A 20363-nucleotide genomic window follows, 5' to 3' on the forward strand; every position below is an offset into this window, starting at 1 on the left:
CCACAGCACCGGGCACCTGAAATCCCGGTCAGCCGAGGTACGGCTCGAAGTCCCAGTAGGGCCGCGTGCGCTGGCGGGCGGAGATGGTGTGCGGGTGTTGGGCGCCCAGGGTGCGGGTGAGGCCGAGCAGGCCGTCGTCCTCCAGCTTTCCGGCCTCCTCGTGTTCACGGGCGGCCCGCAGGTCGGCGGCGAGTGCCACCTGGCCGGAGAGGGTGAGCGGGTGCTCGTGCCCCAGGGTGTGCCGGGCCCGGCGCAGGGTGTCCCGGCTCAGCTCGACGGCGTCGGCGATCCGGCCGTTCAGGTTGCGGGCGCTGGCCGCGTTGAGGGCGCAGCCGAGGACCCAGGGGTGGTCGGCGCCGAGGGTGGCGGTGAGACCGGCGAGGGCGGACTCGAACATCGACAGGGCCTCTCCCCGCTCACCGGCGGCCTGCATGACCAGGCCGGTGTTGGAGAGCATGCCGGTGGCGACCGGGTGGGCCGGGCCGAGCAGGGCCCGGTAGCCGGCCTCGGCCTCGTCGATCAGCTCGCGGGACTGGGAGAGGTCGCCGTGTTCCCGCAGGTAGTTGCCGTAGTTGGTGATGAAGGCCAGGGTCCGGTAGTGCTCGCGGCCGTGCAGCTGGATCAGCTGCTCCAGCAGGCTGGCCAAGGTCGGGCCGACCTCCGGGGCGTGACCGCCCTCGCGGCGTCTGCACATGGCCAGCTGGGCCCGGGCTTCGAGGGTCTGCGGATGCTGCGGGCCGAGCACCTGCACATGGAGGCGTACGACCGGTTCCTGGCGGGCGAGCGCGTCACGGTAGCGGCCCAGCAGCCGCAGGCTGTGGGTGACCGCGTTGCCCGAGTTGAGGGTGTTGATGTGCCGCGCGCGCAGCACGCTCTCACGCCTGCCCAGCGTCTCCAGGTCGAGTTCCAGCGCCTCTGCGTACCGGCCCAGCAGGCGCAGGCCGACACCGAGGTTGTGCCGGGCGACCAGGGTGGGGGGCTCGTCCGAGCCGAGGAGCCGCTCGTTGCCGTCGAGCACCTCGCGCTGCAGGTCGTACGCCTCCTGGTACCGGCCGAGGTTGCGCAGGCCGGACGCCATGGCGCTCTTGGTGACCAGCTCGCCGATCTCGTTGCGCACGGGGGCGGCCTGCAGCCGGTCCAGGACGCCGCGGTGCAGCTCGTAGGCGTCGCGGAACCGGCCGCTGTTGCGGAGCATGTTGCTCTCCTGGGTGGCCAGGTCGAGCATGGGCTGGGCAAGTGGATCCATGAACTGGGACCAGTGAGGGCGCACCTGCTGGGCCAGTTCGAGGCCGCCACTGTACTCCCCACTGCGCGAGCAGTAGCGCAGACAGTTCAGGACCAGCTCCTGGACGCGTGGCTGGCGACTCTCCAGGGCGCCGGAGGGCTCCAGGTGGGGCAGCAGTTCGGCGTAGCGCGGCCAGTTCCTGCTGTCGGCGGGGTTGCCGGGGTCGGCCTCGGCGAGCAGGGTGCGCACCGCCCGTTGGTGCAGGTCCCGGCTGTCTTCGCTGGTCAGCTTGGAGACGATGTCGTGGACGAGACGGTGCATGTGCACGGACTCCTGGTGCGGGCCCATCTCGGCGGCCAGCGGTCCGCGGGTCTCCCGGGTGAGCACGGAGTAGTTGACGAGTGTGTCCAGGGCCCTGGTCCAGGCCGGCAGGTCGGTGGACATCCAGCGCAGTTCCTCGGGCAGTTCGGCCCGCGGGTAGGCGCGGATCAGGCCGAGCGGGATACGGCCGGGTGCGAACGAGGTGCACAGGCTCAGCACGTCGATGGCCTGCGGCTGGGAGCGGCGCAGGCGGTTGAGCAGTATGGCCCACGAGGTCAGGGAGGAGCGCGGGAAGCCCTCGCCGGTGACGGGCTCGTCGACCGTGGACAGCCGCCGCTCCCGCACCATCCGCAGGTACTCGGCCACCTCCATGCCGGACTCGCCGAGCCAGGAGGCGGCCTGCACGAGCGGCAGCGGGACGTCGCCGAACTCGGCGGCCACTTCGTCGGCCTCCGCGGCGCTGATGTGCGGGGCGCGGCGCATCAGGTACGCGGTGGACTCGGCCCGCAGGAAGGAGGGGATCGCGAGGACGTCGGTGTGCTCGCTCCAGGCCCGGTTGCGTGAGGTGATCAGGACGTGGCCGGTGCCCTGCGGGAGCAGTGCCGACACGCCTTCGGTGTCGTCCCAGCCGTCGAAGACCACCAGCCAGTTGGCGTACGGCTCCCCGCGCCGCAGCGCGTTGCGCACCGCGCGGATGCGCTCGCCGGGCTCGCTGCCGATCCGCAGGCCGAGTTCCACGGCGAGTTCGCCGAGCCGGTCGCGCTGGATGTTGCGGTCGTCGGAGTTGACCCACCACACCAGGTCGTAGTCCGTGCTGAAGCGGTGCGCGTACTCTGCGGCGAGCTGGGTCTTGCCGATGCCCGACATGCCGACGAGCGTGCAGGCGGAAGCCCCGCGCTCGGCGTCTGCGAGCCGCTGGTGCAGCTCGTTGAGCAGGTCGTCGCGGCCGGTGAAGCGCGGGTTGCGGCGCGGCACCTCGCCCCAGATCTCGCAGCGCTCGTCGGGGTAGCGGATCTGATCCGGCAGGGGCCGCGGGCGCGGGCGGCGCTCGAGGCCGAGCCGGCTCAGCAGGCGCTCCTCGGCGGCCTCCTCGCTCAGCGCCCACAGGCTGGCCGGTTCCAGGACCGCGGTGGCCGGGAGCAGCGGCCGGTTGGTGAGGTTGACCGCGGCGAAGCGGTCGGCGTGCGCGGCCACGAAACCGCGCAGGGCGTCGTTCCACTCGCCGGGCGGGCGCGGGCCGAGCTCGAAGAACCAGTCGTTGAGGACGAGGAGGACCTTGCCGCTGGACAGCAGCAGGTCGCCGAGCGAGTCCTCCAGGGCCACCTCGCGCGGCGGATCCCAGCGCTGCAGGGTGGCCCGGTGCCCGTGGCGCTCCAGGCACTGCGCGATCCATGCCGCCCATGAGCGGTGGTATCCCGGGAAGACCACGAGAACGTGCTCGTGTGCCGCCGCACCGGCCTCGCCCGACCGCCGCTGTTCCGCCATCGTCGCTCCCTGTTCCCGCGGCTGCCGCCCTCTCGGGCAGCCGCACACATAACGTAACGCAAAGGCGCCTCTACGGAGCGTTATCCGGATTGCCGGGCGGTCACCCCGAGACTCCCGTGGTGTGCCCCCATGTTCCGGACGAACTCCCTTCCCTCAGGGGTCAGTTCATCGGAATCGCTCAGCACGGACAAGGCCTGGCCGACCTGATCCCGGTGTACCTCGAACCGCTCCGCCGCGCGTCGGCCCCAGGTCCAGTCGCCCCCCGGCCCGGTCCGGGCCCTCCACCACAGGTCCATCAGCGCCAGATGCGCGTACGCCCCCTGCAGCACTCCCGAGACGGGCCGCGGATCCTGCCGCCACCCGACCCGGTACAGGGTGCCGCCGCCGGGCCGCCGCAGGGGGACGAGTTCGTCGAGCACGGCCAGCTTGGTGTGGTGCGTCTCGTGCACCAGCAACTCCGCCAGGTCCCGCCGGTCGGCCGGCAGCTGGGTGAGGACGGCGCCGGGAGCGGTGCGCAGCGTCGCGCTCATCGGCGTACCCGCGCCCGCCGGGGGCGTGAGCGGTACGACGGAACGGACCAGCGCCGTCGTCTCGGCGGCCCGGCCGGGATGGGTCGTGACCAGCAGGGCCAGCGCGTCGCGCCAGCGGGTGGTCCAGGCGAGGTGGTCGGAGTACGGGCGCTCGGCCCCGGGCAGGGCCGCCGGGCCGATTCCGCCCGGAGGCACCCGGTAGGGGTCCACGTCGTCGAGGACGGCCGCGCTGCCGGGCAGCATGTGCAGCGCGGACCAGGCCGGCGGGCCGTGGGGCGCCCGGCGCGGTCCCAGGACCTCCGGTGCCGCTTTGGACAGCAGGACCGTGCCGCCCGCGCTGTCGGTGAGCCGTACGAGGTTGGCGCGGCCGCTCAGCCGGGCCGGTCCGGGGGCGCAGCGCAGCAGACCGATGCCGGGCAGGGACAGGGTGCCCGTCGGCAGCGGGCGCGTGCTGGTGAAACGGCACCCCGCCCGGAGCGCGGCGGCGACCGCCACACCGCCCAGCCGGCCCAGCCGTTCCTCGAAGGCCGGACCGTCGGGTGCGGCAAGCAGCTCGGCCAGCCAGGAGCCGGTCGTCGGATAGTCGAGCACCTCACGGACCGCCGCGGGGTCGGCCCGCTCCGCCCGCTCCAGCAGAGCCCAGTCCTCCTCGAAGCGCCGTCGTACCGCGGGCGGCAGCGCATCGTGGCGGCGTTCGACGCGGACGAGGAGGGATTTGAGCAGCAGCATCCGGTGGGCATGCAGCGCGGCACGTAGCGCGGCGGTGACCGCGGGCAGCGGCCGGGTCCGCGCCAGCTCGGCGAAGATCTCCGACGTGACCGGCCCGTAGGTCATGCCACGGTGTCCTCACTCAGTAAAGGACGCCGCGCACGACCGGCCGAAAACGCACGCCCCTCGGGCCCTTCCGGTACGGCGTCGTCGTCCGGGTTGGTGTACCAGACCCGGCGCAGCTCCTCGGGGTCCGCCAGTACCCCCTCCACCGCCGCGATCAGCTCCGGGTCGTCCAGGGCCCGCAAAGTCCGCAGGTCGACGTCAGTGAGGTCGGGCGGAACCAGGCCCTCTCCTGTCGTCCGGCCGAGGCCGACCGCCCGTATCCTGTGCTCCCCCACCTCGGCTCCTCCCTGCCCCACGCCCGCCCCGCACGGCCGTGACAGCTGCCCAGTTCTTCCCGACTGGCGGGGAGCAGAAACCCGACCGGGATCAACTCCGGTCAAGCTCACTCGAGTTGTTCCACTCCAGGTTCCAGGGCCACCACGGTGGGGCAGTCCGGCGCCACTGTTCCTCCGGCATCCGCCCGGACCCGCCCGCGGCCGGCTCCTCCGCGGCGTTACGGGTCAGCTCCACGTCCGCCCAGTCGACCTCCCGCAGCGCCGCGACCAGCCGCTGCCACTGGTCCCGGGCCGCCCGATAGGCATTGCGGGCTGCGCCGGGCCGCCCCATCAGCGCGAGCACCGCCCCGCTGCCGTGCCGCGCCCGTGCGGCCGTCACCGAGCCCGGGTCGGCGCCGTGGGCGGCCTGTGCCTCCCGCTCGGCGTTCTCGTACGCCTGCAACGCGTCCATCAGCAGCGGCGCACCGGCGTGATGCCACCCCTCCAGCCGAAGCCGCCCCAACTGCAGCCACGCCTCGGCCCGTACGGCCGCGTCGGCCGCCGCGCGCACGGCCTGGCCGAGCAGGTGCCGGCTCTCGAACAGGTCGGGCAGGAAGCCGAGATGACGAAACCGCTGGGCCAGTGCGCTGCCGACCAGGCCCTGCAGCCGCCCGCGCTGGGCGGACCGGGCGGGCAGGGACTTCAGCGCCTCGCGCAGCACGTACTCGGCCCGGTCCACGATGCCCGCGCCGTCCCGTGCCGAGGCCCGTCGCAGCAGCGACTCACCCCAGGCGGTGAGGAGTTGGCAGCGCAGGGCGCCGTCGGCGGGCGCGAGCAGCGCGGCCCGCTCGTACGTCTCGTCGGCCTCCCGGGCCTCCCCCGCCGCGTCGTGGAAGGCGGCCAGCGCGGCCAGGCAGGGCAGCAGCAGCTCGGGGTCGTCCCCGGCGGCCCGCCGGGCCCGCAGCAGCGCCCGCCGCGTCTCCCCGTCCTCGGCCCCCGACTCCCGCAACGCCCGCGCCAGATCCAGCAACGCGGGCCCGCGCACGGCATCGGCGGCTCCCTCACCGTCCAGAATGGCGCAGGCCTCCTGAAGTTCCCCGACGGCCGCACCGGGATGCCGCAGATCGAGCAGAATCCGGCCACGCAGCAGGAGCCGGGCCCGGTGGGCGGCGACGGCCCAGGGCACGGAGTCCGCCCCGGTGGCCTGCTGCGCGACGGTCGCATCCTCCGCCGGGCTGTGGCCCGGACGGCCCCCGGAGTCCCCCGAGGGGGGTTCGGACACCACGGGATCGCCAGGGTCGGCACCGGACCGGTCCAGCTCGGATCCGGGCGCGTCGAATCCGCCGGAGCCGTCCGGCTCGGTGTCCCCGGCGTCCGGTCGCCGCGCACGGAACCAGGACCGCGCCTGCTCCGCCAGCCCGGGCCAGGGAGCCGGCTCGGGGTCGAGGACGTCCAGGGCGGCCGTGAGGTGGTCGGTCTCGGCCGTCAGCTGCCACAACTCGCGTCGACAGGAGGCGAGTTCCAGGGCGGCCTCGGCGCGCTCGCGGCTGTCGACGGGGGCCGCCGCGTGGGCTGCGGCGAGTTCGGTCGCGGCCTCGCGCAGCAGTTCGGCGCGTCTGCCCGCCGTACGCGCGGCCGCCGTGCCCGCCTCGGCGCGCAGGATGCGGCCGAGGACCAGGTGGGACCGCAGGCCGGTGCCGGGGGTGGTGCCGGGGACGGCTGCCGCGAGGGCCTGTTCGCGGGCGCGGTGCAGCACCTCCGGGTCAGCGAGGTGGTGCCACTGGTCGAGAAGACGCTCCGCCTCGGTCAACGGGTCGGGCGTGACCAGGTCCGGCAGGTAGAAGCGCAGGACTCGGGCCGGGATGCGGGCGAACAGCTCGGCCTCGACGCTGCCGCCGCCCTCCACCGGGCCGGGGTCCTCGGGCAGGGGCGCGGCTCCGGCGGCCGGGCCGTGGTCGGCGAGACGGGCCGCGGCGAGGGCGGCGAAGTTGCGGGTGCCCCTGCCGAAGTGCCGTTCCACATAGGCCGAGCAGTGCTTGAGCACGAGGCCGGCCGTGTCCTGGTCGAGGGAGGACAGGAGCAGGTCCTGCACCCGGCCCGAGTAGGCGAAGCAGGGCTGGTCCTCGGTGCCGGGGAGCTGCCGGAGCAGCCCGCCGAGCAGGACCTCGGCCAGTTCCATGGGGCCCGTGTCGGGCAGCATCGCCCGCTGGACCAGTTGCATCACGGGCAGCGTGAGGGGGGCCGCGGCGAGGTAGACGGCCAGGCGCAGGGCGCCGGGTGAGGCTCCGGCGCGGAAGCCGCGCAGCAGGTCGTCGTCGCTGCGCGGTGCCGCCGTGGCGGGGGCGGCCGCCGGGGTCGTACCCGGGTCGGTGAAGGCCGCCCAGGCACGCTCGCTGGTGGGGCCGGCACCGCCGAGCAGCCGGGCGAAGGCCTCGAAGGCCTCCGGGGTGGGCTGCAGCACCGGTACGGGCCGGGCGCCCGGCGCCGGTTCCTCCCAGGGCTCGTCGTCGGGCAGGAAGCCGAGGCGGCCGCCGACTTCGGCGGGGCGCAGCAGCAGGCCGGGCTCGGCGGGCAGCGCGGTACGGCCCCACAGGCGGGGCGGCAGTGGCTGGACGACGGCCAGCGGGGCGGTGCGCGGCCACTGGTGCAGCAGACGCTGTGCGCTGCCGTTCTGCCACAGCGGGCCCACGCAGTCGCTGATGACGAAGGTGAGCCGGCGGCCGGTGGGGTCGTGCAGTTCGTCGGCGGGGCGCAGCCGGGTGTGCCGGCCGGGCCCCGCGGTCGTACCGACGAGGGGCGCGCCGGAGTCGTCGGCGTACAGGTGATGGACGCGGACGGAGGAGAACGCGCCGGACTGCTGGCAGGCCTGGCGCAGTTCCTCGACCAGCTGGGCCCAGACGGCCATGGCGGGCCCGGTGTCCATGAGCAGCTGGACGTCGCAGCGCCGGCGGCGGCCGGGCCGGGTGACCGGGAGCAGGATGCCGCTGGCGGCGGCGCGGTCGGCGGTGGCCTCCTCGTCGATCGGCTCGTCCTCGGAGCGTACGGAGGCGACCCGGTAGCGGCCGAGGGCGCGCAGCGCCTTCTCCAGGCCGAGCAGTCCCGGCAGGGCGCCGGCGGCGGGCGCGCGGACGGGGAACGCGGCGGGCGTGGCGGAGTCGGCCCGCGGACGCGGTGTGAGGCCGGGTGTGAGCAGCGGGACCGGGGCGGCGGGGGCGTCCGCCCGGGACCGGGGCGGGTCGGCGACCGGCGTCGCGGCGGGGTCGGAAGGCAACGCCTCCGCGTCGCCGTCGGCCCGGTGGGCCGGGGCGGTGCCGGGCGGTCCGGGCGCGTCGCGGGGCGGGGCCGCGCCGAGCCGCCGGGCCAGCCAGACCGCGTCCGCCACGTCCTCCGCGGTGAGGTCGAGCCCGCCCTGGCGCAGCTTGCCGATCAGCTCGTCCAGGCGCATCCCGGGCATCGGGCCATCACCTCGTACGGTCGAGCGGCTGCATGAGCATCTCGGCGATCCGTTCCCGGGTGAGGCTCTGCGCGCGCGGGTCGTGCCGGGTGAGGAAGAGGGCGTTGAGGAGCTGGTCGGCGGCGAGCACCTCGCCGGGTTCGCGCTCCAGGAACCTGCGGACGAGATCCGGGCCGGCCTCGACGCCCTCCGCGCCGAGGTGGGCCTCGACCATGGCGGTGAGCTGCTCCTCGCCGGGCGGGTCCAGCTCCAGCTGGACGCAGCGCCGCAGGAGGGGGGCGGGGAAGTCGCGTTCGCCATTGGAGGTCAGGACGATCACCGGGAAGGCGGTGCAGGCGATCCGGCCACCGTGCACGGCGACCCGGTCGCCGTCGTGGGTGAGTACCTCGACGTCGGGCTCACGGTCGGCCAGCCGCTCCAGCTCGGGGATCGAGAACTCGCCCTCCTCCAGGGTGTTGAGCAGGTCGTTGGGCAGGTCGAGGTCGCTCTTGTCGAGTTCGTCGATGAGCAGCACGCGGGGCTGCTCTGCGGGCAGCAGCGCGGTGCCGAGCGGGCCGAGCCGGATGTACGAGCCGATGCCGGGGGCGGCTGTGGCGCCCTCGGCGCCGCGGGCGCGCTCCAGCTGGACGTCCTGCAGGCGGCCTATCGCGTCGTAACGGTACAGGCCGTCCTGGAGGGTGGTGCGGCTGACGATGGGCCAGCGCAGCACCTTGCCGAGGCCGAGTTCATGGGCGATCGCGTACGCCAGGGTGGACTTGCCCGTGCCCGGGTTGCCGGTCACCAGCAGGGGCCGGCGCAGATAGAGGGCCGCGTTGACCGCGTCCACCTCGGCGGGCCGGGGTGCGTAGCTCTCGACCAGACGACGGCGGACGCCCAGCCGGCGGGCGCTGCTGGGGTCCTCCGGGCCGCTCTCCGAGCCCTCCGTTCCCTCCCGGGAGGCCGCGAAGTCGCGCCAGGGCGGCGGTGCCGGCAACCGCAGCATGCCGTCGTGCGGCTGACCCACTCCGCGGTAGATCCGCCAGTCGTTCACCTTGGGCTCCTCCCGGCTCTGGTGATCATGCAGCGGGCCCGGCCGTTCGACGTACGAGGCTACCGTCAGGCGGCCGTGTCCGCTCGGGTTCGGGGGGTCCGACGTTCACTTCCGGCCCGCCGAACAGCCTTGCGAGTCAAGCGGATTGACGGGGTGTCCGGCACGGACGTCCGGCGGGTCAGCCGCCGGGGGCGGCCAGCGGCGGCGGTCGCATCGTCTCGGTGCCGTACGGCGGCCGGTCCGGCGGATCGAACAGCACGGCGAGCTTCCCGCGCAGGCCCTGAGCCCGGGCCGACTCGGGGTCGTACAGCCGGATGCGCAGGTCACGCACCGGGCCGTGCAGGCCTTCGGCGTTCCGGGCCATCCCCAGCACATGGGCGGCCTGCCGGTGGAAGTCCTTGCACTCGTCGTGGTCGTGCCGGTCCCGGCGCCAGAGCACCACCGAGTGGCCGGCCATCAGCGCGTCCCTCATCGCCGCCTGCCCCTCCCCACTGCCGACGGGACCGCAGTAGACCGGAACGCACGGGTCGTCCATCGCCGACAGGGCGCCGTAGTACGGGTACTTGCCCGCGGAGCGGGCCGCGGCGGGGTGGCCGTCGGACGGGGCCCGGCCGTGCAGCGGCTCGTGCGCGAGCGGCCCGCCGACCACGCCGCGCCAGCGCCTGCGCCACTCCGGCGTGGGCGGACGGTCGTTGCGCAGCACGTCCCGGATGACGACGGTCCGGCGCATCCCGAGCGGCATGGACCGCTCGTCGACGACGTCACCGTCGTCGACGTCCTCGCCCATGTCCATGTCCATAGCCATGTCCATAGCCATGGCCTCGGCACTGGGCAGCAACTGCCACTCGTCGACCGGCAGATCGAACAGCTTGCGGGGCAGGAACACCTCGAGCGCGGCCAGATGCTCGCCGTGGTCGCCCTGGCTGAGCGCCTGCGCCAGCGGTGCGCGCAGCGCCGCGGCCAGCTCCTCGACGCGGACGCCCCGGTCGTCGGCGTCGACCGGGGTGACGTCCAGGCCGTCGTAGATCAGCTGCACACTCCACGGGTAGCGCCCGTCGTACATGGGCCGGCCCACCTTGACGAGGACGTCGGTCCGGGTGGCGGGCGGCCGTACGACGGGCGGGGCCGCGGGCCCGGAGGGGCGGGCGTCGTCGCCGCCCTGGGCGTCGGCCCCCTCCAGCAGCCCCCGGATGGCCTCGCCCACCGCCCAGTTCCGGTGGCCGTCGGCCTGCCCGCCGAGCCAGTCGGTGAACGCCCTCAGCCGCGCGGGATCCACCTCGCCGGGACGCTCCTTCACGCTCCTGCGGACCACCTTGGCCGCGTACAGCAGGACGGCGTCGAGGTCGACCAGCGTGCCGCCGCCGCCCGGTTCCAGCGTGCGCAGCCCGTACAGCAGCCCGGCGCCCTCGCGCCACGTCCGCACGTTCTGCAGCACCAGCGAGCGCAGCCGCTCGCCGCGCACCTGCTCCTTGACCTCCTCCACGAGGTGGACGATCTCGCCCGCTCCGGCGGGCGGCGGCAGCTCGGCGAGATGGCCGTGGAGCCGGGCGCGGAGGTCGGCGGTGATCCCGGAGGCCGGGGGCGCGAGGGCGGGCAGGGCGGCCTGGAGCGTGGTCCAGTTCGCGTACGGAGAAGGGTCGTCGAGGAGACGGAGGTGGTGCAGGTCGTGCGCGCGCAGGACCTCGTGCAGGACAGCGGCGCCGTCGCGCGGGTCCGGCAGCTCGTGCAGCGCGGTGACCGGGACGGCGACCCCCTCCTCCCGGCGACGGCCCTTGATCACGCCGATGACCGACCCGTGCCGCAGATCCAGGACGGGCCCGCCGGACAGCCCGCCGATCGGCAGGCTGCCGCCGAGCAGCAGCGCCCGCGCGTCCGAGCCCGCCAGCTCGCCGGTGCCGTGCCGGATGCCCAGCTCGCCGGTCTGCACGGACCAGCCGTACAGTCCGATCGGGGCGCGGGCGCCGGGCTCCCGGTCGCTGAGCCAGAGGCAGCGCACGTCGTCCGCGCCGCCGACGCGAACGAGCGCGAGGTCGGGGAACGGCCAGGGATCGCGGAACGTCTCCGGGGTGTCGGGCCGTGGCGCGAGGAGTTCTGCCGTGCCGGTGCCGGTGCGGTCCGCCCAGGTGCCGGCAGCGGTGCGCTCCTGCCAGGTAACGCGGATGGCGCTCTCCCCTCGGCACACCGCGGCTCCCCCCTTCCCCACGACGTGGGCACAGGTCAACAGCCAGCCAGGGGCTATGAAGAACCCCGATCCCCAGTACAGGTCACGGTCCGTTGCATACCCGTCACCTGGTGCGCCGATGCGTGCGAGGGAGGGGCGCACCATCTCGTCGAAGGCGCTCATGCGGTGCCGGAGGCCGGGGACCGGGGCGGTGCGACGGCGCCGCCGGGGGCCGCCGGATCCGTGCCGTCCGCCGTCGCGGGCGGTTCGGTCCAGGTCAGGGACACCGTGAGGGAGGACTTGCCGCCGCCCTCCGCGATGGCGCTCACGATCTTGCCGGACTGCGCCGTCAGTTCGATTCCGAAGCTGACGGACACCTCGACCGGAGCGGGTGTGTCCAGACCGGCGCGCAGGGAGCGCACGACGCCCCCGACCGTGCCGGCGAGCCCGCCCGCCATGTCGATGACCCGGTCCCCGAACCCGGTGTCCCAGTACGTGCCGTCGTCCAGCGCTTCCTCGTCGGCCGCGCCGATCCTGGCCCAGACGACGGTTCCGTCGTCGAGCCGTACGCGTTCGACTCCTCCACCCATGACGCCCCCGTTCGCTGAATGGGAGGAGAAGGCTAACTCCGGAAAAAGCGGCGGGGGAGGGTCATCGAACGATACGGCCGATGATCGCCCCTACTGTGACGGGAGTGGCCGCTGCTGCTCACTCGTCCGTCTATTCGTCCGTCTACTCGTCGTCCTCGTCGTCGAGCCGCGCGAGCCAGGTGGCGAGCCGCTCGACGGGCACCTCGAAGTCCGGATTCAGATCCACGAACGTGCGCAACTGCTCGGCAAGCCACTCGAACGTGACCTCTTCCTCGCCGCGCCGCTTCTCCAACTCCTCGATCCCGCGGTCGGTGAAGTACATGGGCTGCCTTTCCTGCGTGTACGTAGCTCAGGGACAGCCTATGCAACGGGGGCCGGTCGCGTACCCATGCGTCCGCGCAGCTGCGGGCGCACCCCTGGCGCATGAGCCACCCGCGACCGCGTACCCCTTCGCACGCCAGCCCCAGCGCCCCGTGCGCCAGGACACGAAAGGGTGTCTTGACTTTCCGCGACCGCGATATATCGTGTTTGACAGAAGACGCGATATGGCGTGTCGCGGCAGCGCGACCGTGTCCGCCGAGGAGGCTCCCCATGTCCGAGTGGTCCGTCGCCGAGCCGCAGAAGCTCACCTTCGACACCCCCGTGAGCGACCTGCACGTGCGCATCGTCAACGGAACGGTGAACGTCGTGGGCACGGACGAAGGTTCCGCCCGCCTGGAGGTCTCGGACATCGAGGGCCCGCCCCTGATCGTCACGCAGGAGGGCGGCACCCTCACGGTGGCCTACGAGGACCTGCCCTGGAAGGGCTTCCTCAAGTGGCTCGACCGCAAGGGCTGGCGGCGCAGCGCCGTCGTCTCCCTGGCGGTCCCCGCCGACACGCGCGTGGAGGTGGGTGTGGTCGGCGCCGGTGCGGTCGTCTCCGGCCTCAGCGGCCCCTCGGCGATCAAGGGCGTCAACGGCGACACGACCCTGGTCGGCCTCTCCGGCCCGGTCCGCGCGGACACCGTGTCCGGGAACCTGGAGGCCCAGGCCGTCACGGGCGACCTGCGGTTCAACTCGGTCTCGGGCGACCTGACCGTGGTCGAGGGTTCGGGCCCCTCCGTCCGCGCCGACTCCGTCAGCGGCTCCATGATCATCGACCTGGACCCGGACGGCCCCACCGACGTCCGGCTGACCAGCGTCTCCGGCGAGATCGCCATCCGCCTGCCGCACCCGGCGGACGCGGACGTGGAGGCGAACACCGCGAGCGGCACGATCTCCAACGCCTTCGACGGCCTGCGGGTGCACGGCCAGTGGGGCGCCCACAAGATCACCGGCCGCCTCGGCGCGGGCAACGGCAGGCTCCGGGCCACCACGGTCTCCGGCTCCATCGCCCTGCTGCGCCGCCCGCCGGGCGAGGACGAGCACGACACCGCGTGGGAGGCGGCGCCGCCCGCCGGTCACACCGCCACCGGGACGCCCACCGACCCGGCGTCCGGACCCGGGGCCGCCCCGGGGGACAATTCCGTCACCGGCCAGGGCGCCGCCGCCCCCGGCGACCCGGCCGACGGCACGACCGACAAGAAGGTGCTCTGACATGCCCCCCGTCTTCGCCCACGGCCGCCTCCGCCTCTATCTGCTCAAGCTGCTCGACGAGGCCCCGCGCCACGGCTACGAGGTGATAAGGCTCCTCGAAGAGCGCTTCCAGGGCCTGTACGCCCCCTCAGCGGGCACGGTCTACCCCCGCCTGGCCAAGCTGGAGGCCGAGGGCCTGGTCACGCACACCACCGAGGGCGGCCGCAAGGTGTACGCCATCACGGACGCCGGCCGCGCCGAGCTGGCCGACCGCAGCGGCGAACTGGCCGACCTGGAGCTGGAGATCCGCGAGTCCGTCGCCGAACTCGCCGCCGAGATAAAGGCGGACGTGCGCGGCGCGGCGGGCGACCTGCGGCGCGAGATGCGCGCGGCCGCCTCCGAGGCCCGCCGGGGCACCAGGGCGGGCGGCGGCGAGGCGGGCCCCTTCGCGGAGTACGGCGACCTCACCGACAAGGACGCCTGGCGGGCCGCCAAGGAGGAGATGCGCCGGGTCAAGCAGGAGTGGAAGGAACAGGCCCGCCGGGCCAAGGACGAGAGCCGCCGGGCCCGCGAGGAGGCCCAGCGGGCCCGCCACCAGGCCCAGGAGGCCCAGGCGCGGGCCCAGGCCCAGGCCCAGGAGGAGATGCAGCGTATCGCCCGCCACGTCCAGGAGCGGGTGCAGGACCACTTCACGCGCGGCGACTGGCCGACCGGCGTACGAGAGGGCCTGACCGAACTGGCCAAGGAGTTCGGCGAGTTCGGGAAGGACTACGGGAAGGAGTTCGGCAGGGACCGGGGCTTCGGCCGCGCCGCCGGGGAGCCGGGCCAGGGAGCCCGCGCGTCGGCCCCCGCGCCGGGACCGGACATCTCCGCCGCCCCGGAGGACTTCCCGGCCGAGTACGAGCCGTCCTGGGCCCACGAGGACGGCACCGGCGACCCGGCCCGCGACCTGGACCGCCTGCTCGACCGCTTCCGCGACGACATCCGCGACGCGGCCCGCGACCACGGCGTCACCGCCGACCAGCTCCGCGACGCCCGCCGCCATCTGTCGACGGCGGCGGCCCACATCGGGGCGCTGCTGCGCGGCCCGAAGGTCTGACCCACCGAGGACCGGCCGACCCGGCAGCGTGCCCCCGGACACCCGGGACACGCTGCCGGACGGAGAAGTCTCAGCCGTTCGTCAGGACGATCTTCCCGAACTGGTCACCGGATTCCAGCCGTTCGAAGCCCTCGCGGGCCCGGTCCAGGGGCAGCACCTCGTCGATGACGGGCCGTACGCCGGTGGCGGCGCAGAAGGAGAGCAGGTCCTCCAGCTCGTCCTTGGTGCCCATGGTGGAGCCCACGACCTTCAGCTCCAGGAAGAAGATCCGGGTCAGCTCGGCGTGCGAGGGACGGTCACCGCTGGTGGCACCGGAGATGACGACCGTTCCGCCGGGCCGCAGGGACTTCACCGAGTGGGACCAGGTGGCCGCGCCGACGGTCTCGATGACGGCGTCCACCCGCTGTGGCAGCCGGGCCCCCGGCTCCACCGCCTCGACGGCCCCCAGCTCCAGGGCGCGCTTCCGCTTCGCCTCGTCCCGGCTGGTGGCGAAGACCCGCAGTCCGGCCGCCTTGCCCAGCACGATCGCGGCCGTGGCGACACCGCCGCCCGCGCCCTGCACGAGGACCGAGTCACCGGGTCGTACCCCGGCGTTGGTGAACAGCATCCGGTACGCCGTCAGCCACGCGGTCGGCAGACAGGCGGCCTCCGCGAAGGACAGCTCCTTCGGCTTGGACAGGACGTTCCAGGTCGGCACGGCGACCTGCTCGGCGAAGGTGCCCTGGTAGCGCTCGGTGAGGATGGAGCGCGGCTCCTTGGGGCCGACGCCGTGACCGGTCTGGCCGATGACGGAGTGCAGGACGACCTCGTTGCCGTCCTCGTCGATCCCGGCGGCGTCGCAGCCGAGGATCATCGGCAGCCGTTCCTCCGGGAGTCCGACGCCCCGCAGGGACCAGAGGTCGTGATGGTTGAGGGAGGCGGCCCGCACGGTGATCGTGCTCCAGCCGGGCCGGGCCCCGGGGGCCGGACGCTCCCCCAACTCAAGGCCGGAGAGCGGCTGGTCGCGGTCGATTCGGGCGGCGTAGGCAGCGAACATGGGCTCGACGATAGGTGCGCTGTGCAGCGGACGGAACTGCAGGGGGCTGTGACACATGCCCTCTTGCGTGACGGCACCCGTGCGGCGCAGCCCGGCACCCACGCCTCGACGGTGCTCTCGCGACAGCCGAACGGGCTGGCGGGCGGGTAAAGAAAATGGCCCCGCCCGAACGGACGGGGCCATTCAGCGCAACGTCAGCGACGCGCGACGCCCTCGGCACGAGCAGCCGCAGCCACGGCCGCGGTCACGGCCGGAGCGACCCGCTCGTCGAACGGCGACGGAATGACGTAGTCGGCGGCGAGGTCGTCCCCGACCACGGCGGCCAGCGCCTCCGCGGCGGCGATCTTCATGCCCTCGGTGATCCGAGTGGCCCGCACCTGCAGCGCGCCCGCGAAGATCCCCGGGAAGGCCAGCACGTTGTTGATCTGGTTCGGGAAGTCCGAGCGCCCGGTCGCGACGACCGCCGCGTACTTGTGGGCCACGTCGGGGTGGACCTCCGGGTTCGGGTTGGCCATCGCGAACACGAAGGCACCCTCCGCCATGGAGGCCACGGCCTCCTCCGGGACCGTACCGCCGGAGACGCCGATGAAGACGTCGGCGCCCGCGAGCGCGTCCTCCAGCGAGCCGGTGACGCCCGCCTTGTTGGTGAACCCGGCCAGCTCGCGCTTGACCGGCGTCAGGTCCTCGCGGTCCGCCGACACGACGCCCTTGCGGTCCGCCACCGCCACGTCCCCGATGCCGGCCTCGACCAGCATCTTGGCGATGGCGACACCAGCCGCGCCGGCACCCGAGATGACGGCCCGCAGCTGCCCGATCTCGCGCCCGCTCAGCCGCGCCGCGTTCCGCAGCGCCGCGAGGGTCACGACGGCCGTGCCGTGCTGGTCGTCGTGGAAGACCGGGATGTCGAGCCGCTCCTGGAGCTGCTTCTCGATCTCGAAGCACCGGGGTGCCGAGATGTCCTCCAGGTTCACTCCGCCGAAGGAGGGAGCGAGCCGGACCACGGTCTCCACGATCTCGTCCACGCCCGTGCAGTCGAGCGCGATCGGAACCGCGTCGACGCCGCCGAACTGCTTGAACAGGATCGCCTTGCCCTCCATCACGGGGAGGGAGGCCTGGGGACCGATGTCCCCGAGCCCGAGCACGGCCGTGCCGTCGGTCACGACAGCCACCACGGAGGACTTCCAGGTGTAGTCGTTGACCAGGTCCGGCTGCTCCGCGATCGCGGTGCACACGCGCGCGACGCCGGGCGTGTACGCGAGGGAAAGGTCGTCCTTGTCGCGGACCGGCACTGTGGCCTGCACGGCCATCTTGCCGCCGCGGTGCAGCGCGAACGCCGGATCGAAGGAATCGAGGGGCTCGGCCCCGTCCTGATCCGTACTGCTGTCGCTGCGAGGATTGACGATCTCCGCTGCCACTTTGTTTTACCCCTTAGGTATGCATGGTTTGAGGGTCGACCACTCCTGGTGAGGGGTGGGCGGGCACCGCGTAAGGCCCGATTACCGATACGTACGAGCACAGACGCGACGGGCGCGCCGCACACGCGCCCTGAGCCCCGGATGAGGGGTGTAAAGAACCTTCTTACCGGACGGACGGCGCTCACGACGAGTCCATTAGGTGCAAGGTCACATCTCGCGACCAGAACGCCACACGCGGATGACACGCGGCTGACACGGGCAAGACACGGATGTGACTCGGGGGTAACACAGACCCGGCCGACGTCCGCGCAACGGGCGACCACATCGTGAGATGGCCCGAAGATTTTCCGGCCTGAGTGATGGATTTCCGCAGATCTGCGGCCCTGAAGTCCAGTCCTGACAGGACCTGACGCGGTTCGGGGGTCACCCGTTATGCGATTTTGACATAGTGACGCCCCTGAATGGCGTAGTCCGAATGGCAAGATGCCGTAAACCACCGAGGTCGCGACACCCGATGGGGTGTGTTTCCGTCGACCCATCGGCACCTCTTCCCATCCGCCGGAGGAACCACGATGACCGCAAGCTCCACCCGTCGTACGACCGCCGCGCACTCCCGCCTGGCCGCGGTCGGTGCGATCGCGGTCGCGGGCGCCCTGCTGCTCACCGGCTGCGGTGACCAGACCAAGAACAAGGACAACGGCTCCGGCAGTGCGTCCACCAGCAACGCCCCGCTCGCCGACAAGCTCCCCAAGGAGATCCGCGACAAGGGTGAGATCAAGGTCGGTTCTGACATCGCCTACGCCCCGGTGGAGTTCAAGGACTCCTCCGGCAAGGTCGTCGGCCTCGACCCCGACCTGGCGGCAGCCATGGGCAAGCAGCTCGGCGTGAAGCTCACGTTCGAGAACGGCACCTTCGACGCCCTGCTCACCGGTCTGCGCTCCGGCCGCTACGACATCGCGATGTCGGCGATGACGGACAACAAGAACCGCCAGGAGGGCGTCGACCCGGACACCGGCAAGAAGGTCGGCGAGGGCGTCGACTTCGTCGACTACCTGACCGCCGGTGTCTCGATCTACACCCGCAAGGGCGACACCAAGGGCATCACGTCCTGGACGGACCTGTGCGGCAAGAAGATCGCCGTCGAGCGCGGCACCGTCTCGGAGGACCTGGCCAAGCAGGAGGCCAAGAAGTGTCCGAGCGGCAAGAAGCTCACCATCGAGGCGTTCGACGACGACCAGCAGTCCCAGACCCGCCTGCGCTCGGGCGGCGTGGACGCGGCCTCCTCCGACTTCCCGGTCGCCGCGTACGCGGTGAAGACCTCAGGCGGCGGCAAGGACTTCCAGATCGTCGGCGACCAGGTCGAGGCGGCCCCGTACGGCATCGCGGTCGCCAAGAGCGACACCCAGCTGCGGGACGCGCTCCAGGCCGCGATGAACGCCGTCATCAAGAACGGCGAGTACGAGAAGATCCTCGAGAAGTGGGGCGCCCAGGACGGCGCCGTCAAGGAGTCCGCGATCAACGGCGGCAAGTGACCCGCGGCACCCGAGCGGCCACCGAGAGGCAACACCCGTGACTGACATCGAGAAGACGGCGGAGCCGGCGGACACCCCGCCGGCCGGCCCGGAGGCCATCAAGGCCATCCCGGTCCGGCACTACGGGCGGTACGTCACCGCCGTCATCGCGATCGCGCTCCTCGTCGCGATCATCTACGCGTTCGGCCAGGGCCAGATCAACTGGCACGCGGTCCCGGACTACTTCTTCGACGACCGGATCATGACCGGTGTCTACAAGACCCTCCTGCTGACGGTCCTGTCGATGCTGATCGGCATCGTCGGCGGCATCGGTCTCGCCGTGATGCGCCTGTCGAAGAACCCGGTGACCTCGTCGATCGCGTGGTTCTACATCTGGTTCTTCCGCGGCACCCCGGTCCTGGTCCAGCTGTTCCTGTGGTTCAACCTGGGCCTGGTCTTCCAGTACATCAACCTGATGCCGCTCTACAAGGACGAGTGGTCGAACTTCATGACGCCGCTGCTGACGGCGTTGCTCGGCCTCGGCCTGAACGAGGCCGCGTACATGGCCGAGATCTGCCGCGCCGGTCTGCTCGCGGTCGACGAGGGCCAGACCGAGGCCGCGCACGCGCTGGGCATGAGCCACGGCAAGACACTGCGGCGGATCGTCATCCCGCAGGCGATGCGGGTGATCGTGCCGCCGACGGGCAACGAAGTGATCAACATGCTGAAGACGACCTCGCTCGTGGCGGCCGTCCAGTATCCCGAGCTCTTCCGTTACGCCCAGGACATCGGCCAGAACTCCGGCGCCCCGGTGGAGATGTACTTCCTCGCCGCGGCCTGGTATCTGATCATGACGTCGATCCTCAGCGTCGGCCAGTACTACATCGAGCGGTACTACGCGCGCGGCTCCAGCCGCCAGCTGCCGCCGACCCCGTGGCAGAAGGTGAAGGCCAACATGCTCTCGCTGGGCCGGCCGAAGGGAGCGGTGAGCGCATGAGCGACAAGCTGAGCAAGACGGACTCCGTCGTGACGCATACGTCCGTCCCGATGGTCAAGGCCGAGGGCGTGCACAAGTCCTTCGGTCCCGTCGAGGTCCTCAAGGGCATCGACCTGGAGGTGAAGCCGGGCGAGGTGTTCTGCCTCATCGGCCCCTCCGGCTCCGGCAAGTCGACCTTCCTGCGGTGCATCAACCACCTCGAGAAGATCAACGGGGGCCGTCTGTACGTGGACGGCGAGTTGGTCGGCTACCGCCAGAAGGGCGACAAGCTGTACGAGCTGAAGGACAGCGAGGTCGCGCTCAAGCGCCGGGACATCGGCATGGTCTTCCAGCGCTTCAACCTGTTCCCGCACATGACGGCCGTGGAGAACGTCATCGAGGCGCCGGTCCAGGTCAAGGGCGCTTCCAAGGCCGAGACCAAGGAGCGCGCCATGCAGCTCCTGGAGCGCGTGGGCCTGGCCGACAAGGCCGGGAACTACCCCTCGCAGCTCTCCGGCGGCCAGCAGCAGCGTGTCGCCATCGCCCGGGCCCTCGCCATGGACCCGAAGCTGATGCTCTTCGACGAGCCGACCTCGGCCCTCGACCCGGAGCTGGTCGGCGACGTCCTGGACGTCATGCGCGACCTCGCCGAGTCGGGTATGACGATGATCGTCGTCACCCACGAGATGGGCTTCGCCCGTGAGGTGGGCGACAGCCTGGTGTTCATGGACGGCGGCGTGGTGGTCGAATCCGGCCATCCCCGTGACGTGCTGACGAACCCTCAGCACGAGCGGACGCAGTCGTTCCTGTCCAAGGTGCTCTGAACGACCACGAACGGCGGATGCCGCCCACCCCGGTCGAGGTGGGCGGCATCCGCCGTTCATGAGA

The 20363-nt window shown here is 72.6% G+C and carries 15 protein-coding genes; 5 read left to right on the forward strand and 10 right to left on the reverse strand.

The features are described 5' to 3' along the window. Positions 1-28: 28 nt before the first annotated feature. The 8 genes from fxsT to ACWC5O_RS13910 all read right to left on the reverse strand — a co-directional run bounded on the left by fxsT (position 29) and on the right by ACWC5O_RS13910 (position 12206). The gene (gene fxsT / locus ACWC5O_RS13875; protein ID WP_450580894.1) at positions 29-3031 is read right to left on the reverse strand and encodes an FxSxx-COOH system tetratricopeptide repeat protein; all 3003 of its coding nucleotides are present in this window, start codon (positions 3029-3031) and stop codon (positions 29-31) included. 80 nt (positions 3032-3111) lie between these two features. Then, positions 3112-4395 carry an HEXXH motif domain-containing protein gene (locus ACWC5O_RS13880; RefSeq protein WP_450580895.1) on the reverse strand — a complete coding sequence of 428 codons (1284 nt, stop codon included), beginning with the start codon at positions 4393-4395 and terminating at the stop codon, positions 3112-3114. Continuing rightward, positions 4392-4670, reverse strand: coding sequence for a hypothetical protein (locus tag ACWC5O_RS13885; RefSeq protein WP_450580896.1), 279 nt, complete (start codon positions 4668-4670; stop codon positions 4392-4394). Before ACWC5O_RS13885 ends, ACWC5O_RS13880 begins: the two co-directional genes overlap by 4 nt. 91 nt (positions 4671-4761) lie before the next feature. Further along, positions 4762-8103: an SAV_2336 N-terminal domain-related protein gene (locus ACWC5O_RS13890; protein ID WP_450580897.1), complete on the reverse strand. Its 3342-nt coding sequence runs from the start codon at positions 8101-8103 to the stop codon at positions 4762-4764. A gap of 7 nt (positions 8104-8110) precedes the next feature. After that, positions 8111-9133 (reverse strand): AAA family ATPase, encoded by a 1023-nt coding sequence (locus ACWC5O_RS13895; protein ID WP_450580898.1) that lies wholly within the window; start codon positions 9131-9133, stop codon positions 8111-8113. A gap of 178 nt (positions 9134-9311) precedes the next feature. After that, positions 9312-11477, reverse strand: a complete 2166-nt coding sequence (locus tag ACWC5O_RS13900) for a VMAP-C domain-containing protein (RefSeq protein ID WP_450580899.1) — start codon at positions 11475-11477, stop codon at positions 9312-9314. Then, positions 11474-11884 (reverse strand): CU044_2847 family protein, encoded by a 411-nt coding sequence (locus ACWC5O_RS13905; protein ID WP_450580900.1) that lies wholly within the window; start codon positions 11882-11884, stop codon positions 11474-11476. Before ACWC5O_RS13905 ends, ACWC5O_RS13900 begins: the two co-directional genes overlap by 4 nt. A 142-nt stretch (positions 11885-12026) precedes the next feature. Further along, complete coding sequence (locus tag ACWC5O_RS13910) at positions 12027-12206, reverse strand: DUF6104 family protein (protein ID WP_003992906.1); 180 nt, start codon at positions 12204-12206, stop codon at positions 12027-12029. A 269-nt stretch (positions 12207-12475) separates the two neighbouring features. On the opposite strand from ACWC5O_RS13910, the gene ACWC5O_RS13915 reads away from it, so the two are divergent. Further along, on the forward strand, positions 12476-13459 hold the full coding sequence (locus ACWC5O_RS13915; RefSeq protein ID WP_450580901.1) for a DUF4097 family beta strand repeat-containing protein: 984 nt from the start codon (positions 12476-12478) through the stop codon (positions 13457-13459). 1 nt (position 13460) lies between these two features. Continuing rightward, a complete protein-coding gene (locus tag ACWC5O_RS13920) occupies positions 13461-14537 on the forward strand; it encodes a PadR family transcriptional regulator (RefSeq protein ID WP_450580902.1) in 1077 nt (358 codons plus the stop codon). Positions 14538-14607: 70 nt separating this feature from the next. On the opposite strand, the gene ACWC5O_RS13925 is transcribed toward ACWC5O_RS13920, so the two are convergent. Further along, the gene (locus ACWC5O_RS13925; protein WP_450580903.1) at positions 14608-15573 is read right to left on the reverse strand and encodes a zinc-binding dehydrogenase; all 966 of its coding nucleotides are present in this window, start codon (positions 15571-15573) and stop codon (positions 14608-14610) included. 194 nt (positions 15574-15767) lie between these two features. After that, positions 15768-16988 (reverse strand): NAD(P)-dependent malic enzyme, encoded by a 1221-nt coding sequence (locus tag ACWC5O_RS13930; RefSeq protein WP_450580904.1) that lies wholly within the window; start codon positions 16986-16988, stop codon positions 15768-15770. A gap of 572 nt (positions 16989-17560) precedes the next feature. Between ACWC5O_RS13930 and ACWC5O_RS13935 the strand changes: the two genes are divergently transcribed. From ACWC5O_RS13935 to ACWC5O_RS13945, 3 genes are read left to right on the forward strand one after another with little or no spacing between them, the layout of a single operon-like run. Further along, positions 17561-18520 (forward strand): ABC transporter substrate-binding protein, encoded by a 960-nt coding sequence (locus ACWC5O_RS13935; RefSeq protein WP_450580905.1) that lies wholly within the window; start codon positions 17561-17563, stop codon positions 18518-18520. A gap of 37 nt (positions 18521-18557) precedes the next feature. After that, positions 18558-19496 (forward strand): amino acid ABC transporter permease, encoded by a 939-nt coding sequence (locus tag ACWC5O_RS13940; protein WP_450580906.1) that lies wholly within the window; start codon positions 18558-18560, stop codon positions 19494-19496. Then, positions 19493-20299: an amino acid ABC transporter ATP-binding protein gene (locus tag ACWC5O_RS13945; protein ID WP_450580907.1), complete on the forward strand. Its 807-nt coding sequence runs from the start codon at positions 19493-19495 to the stop codon at positions 20297-20299. The genes ACWC5O_RS13940 and ACWC5O_RS13945 overlap by 4 nt, the downstream gene beginning before the upstream one ends. Positions 20300-20363: the final 64 nt, after the last annotated feature.

The organism is Streptomyces sp. NPDC001450 (assembly GCF_053597295.1).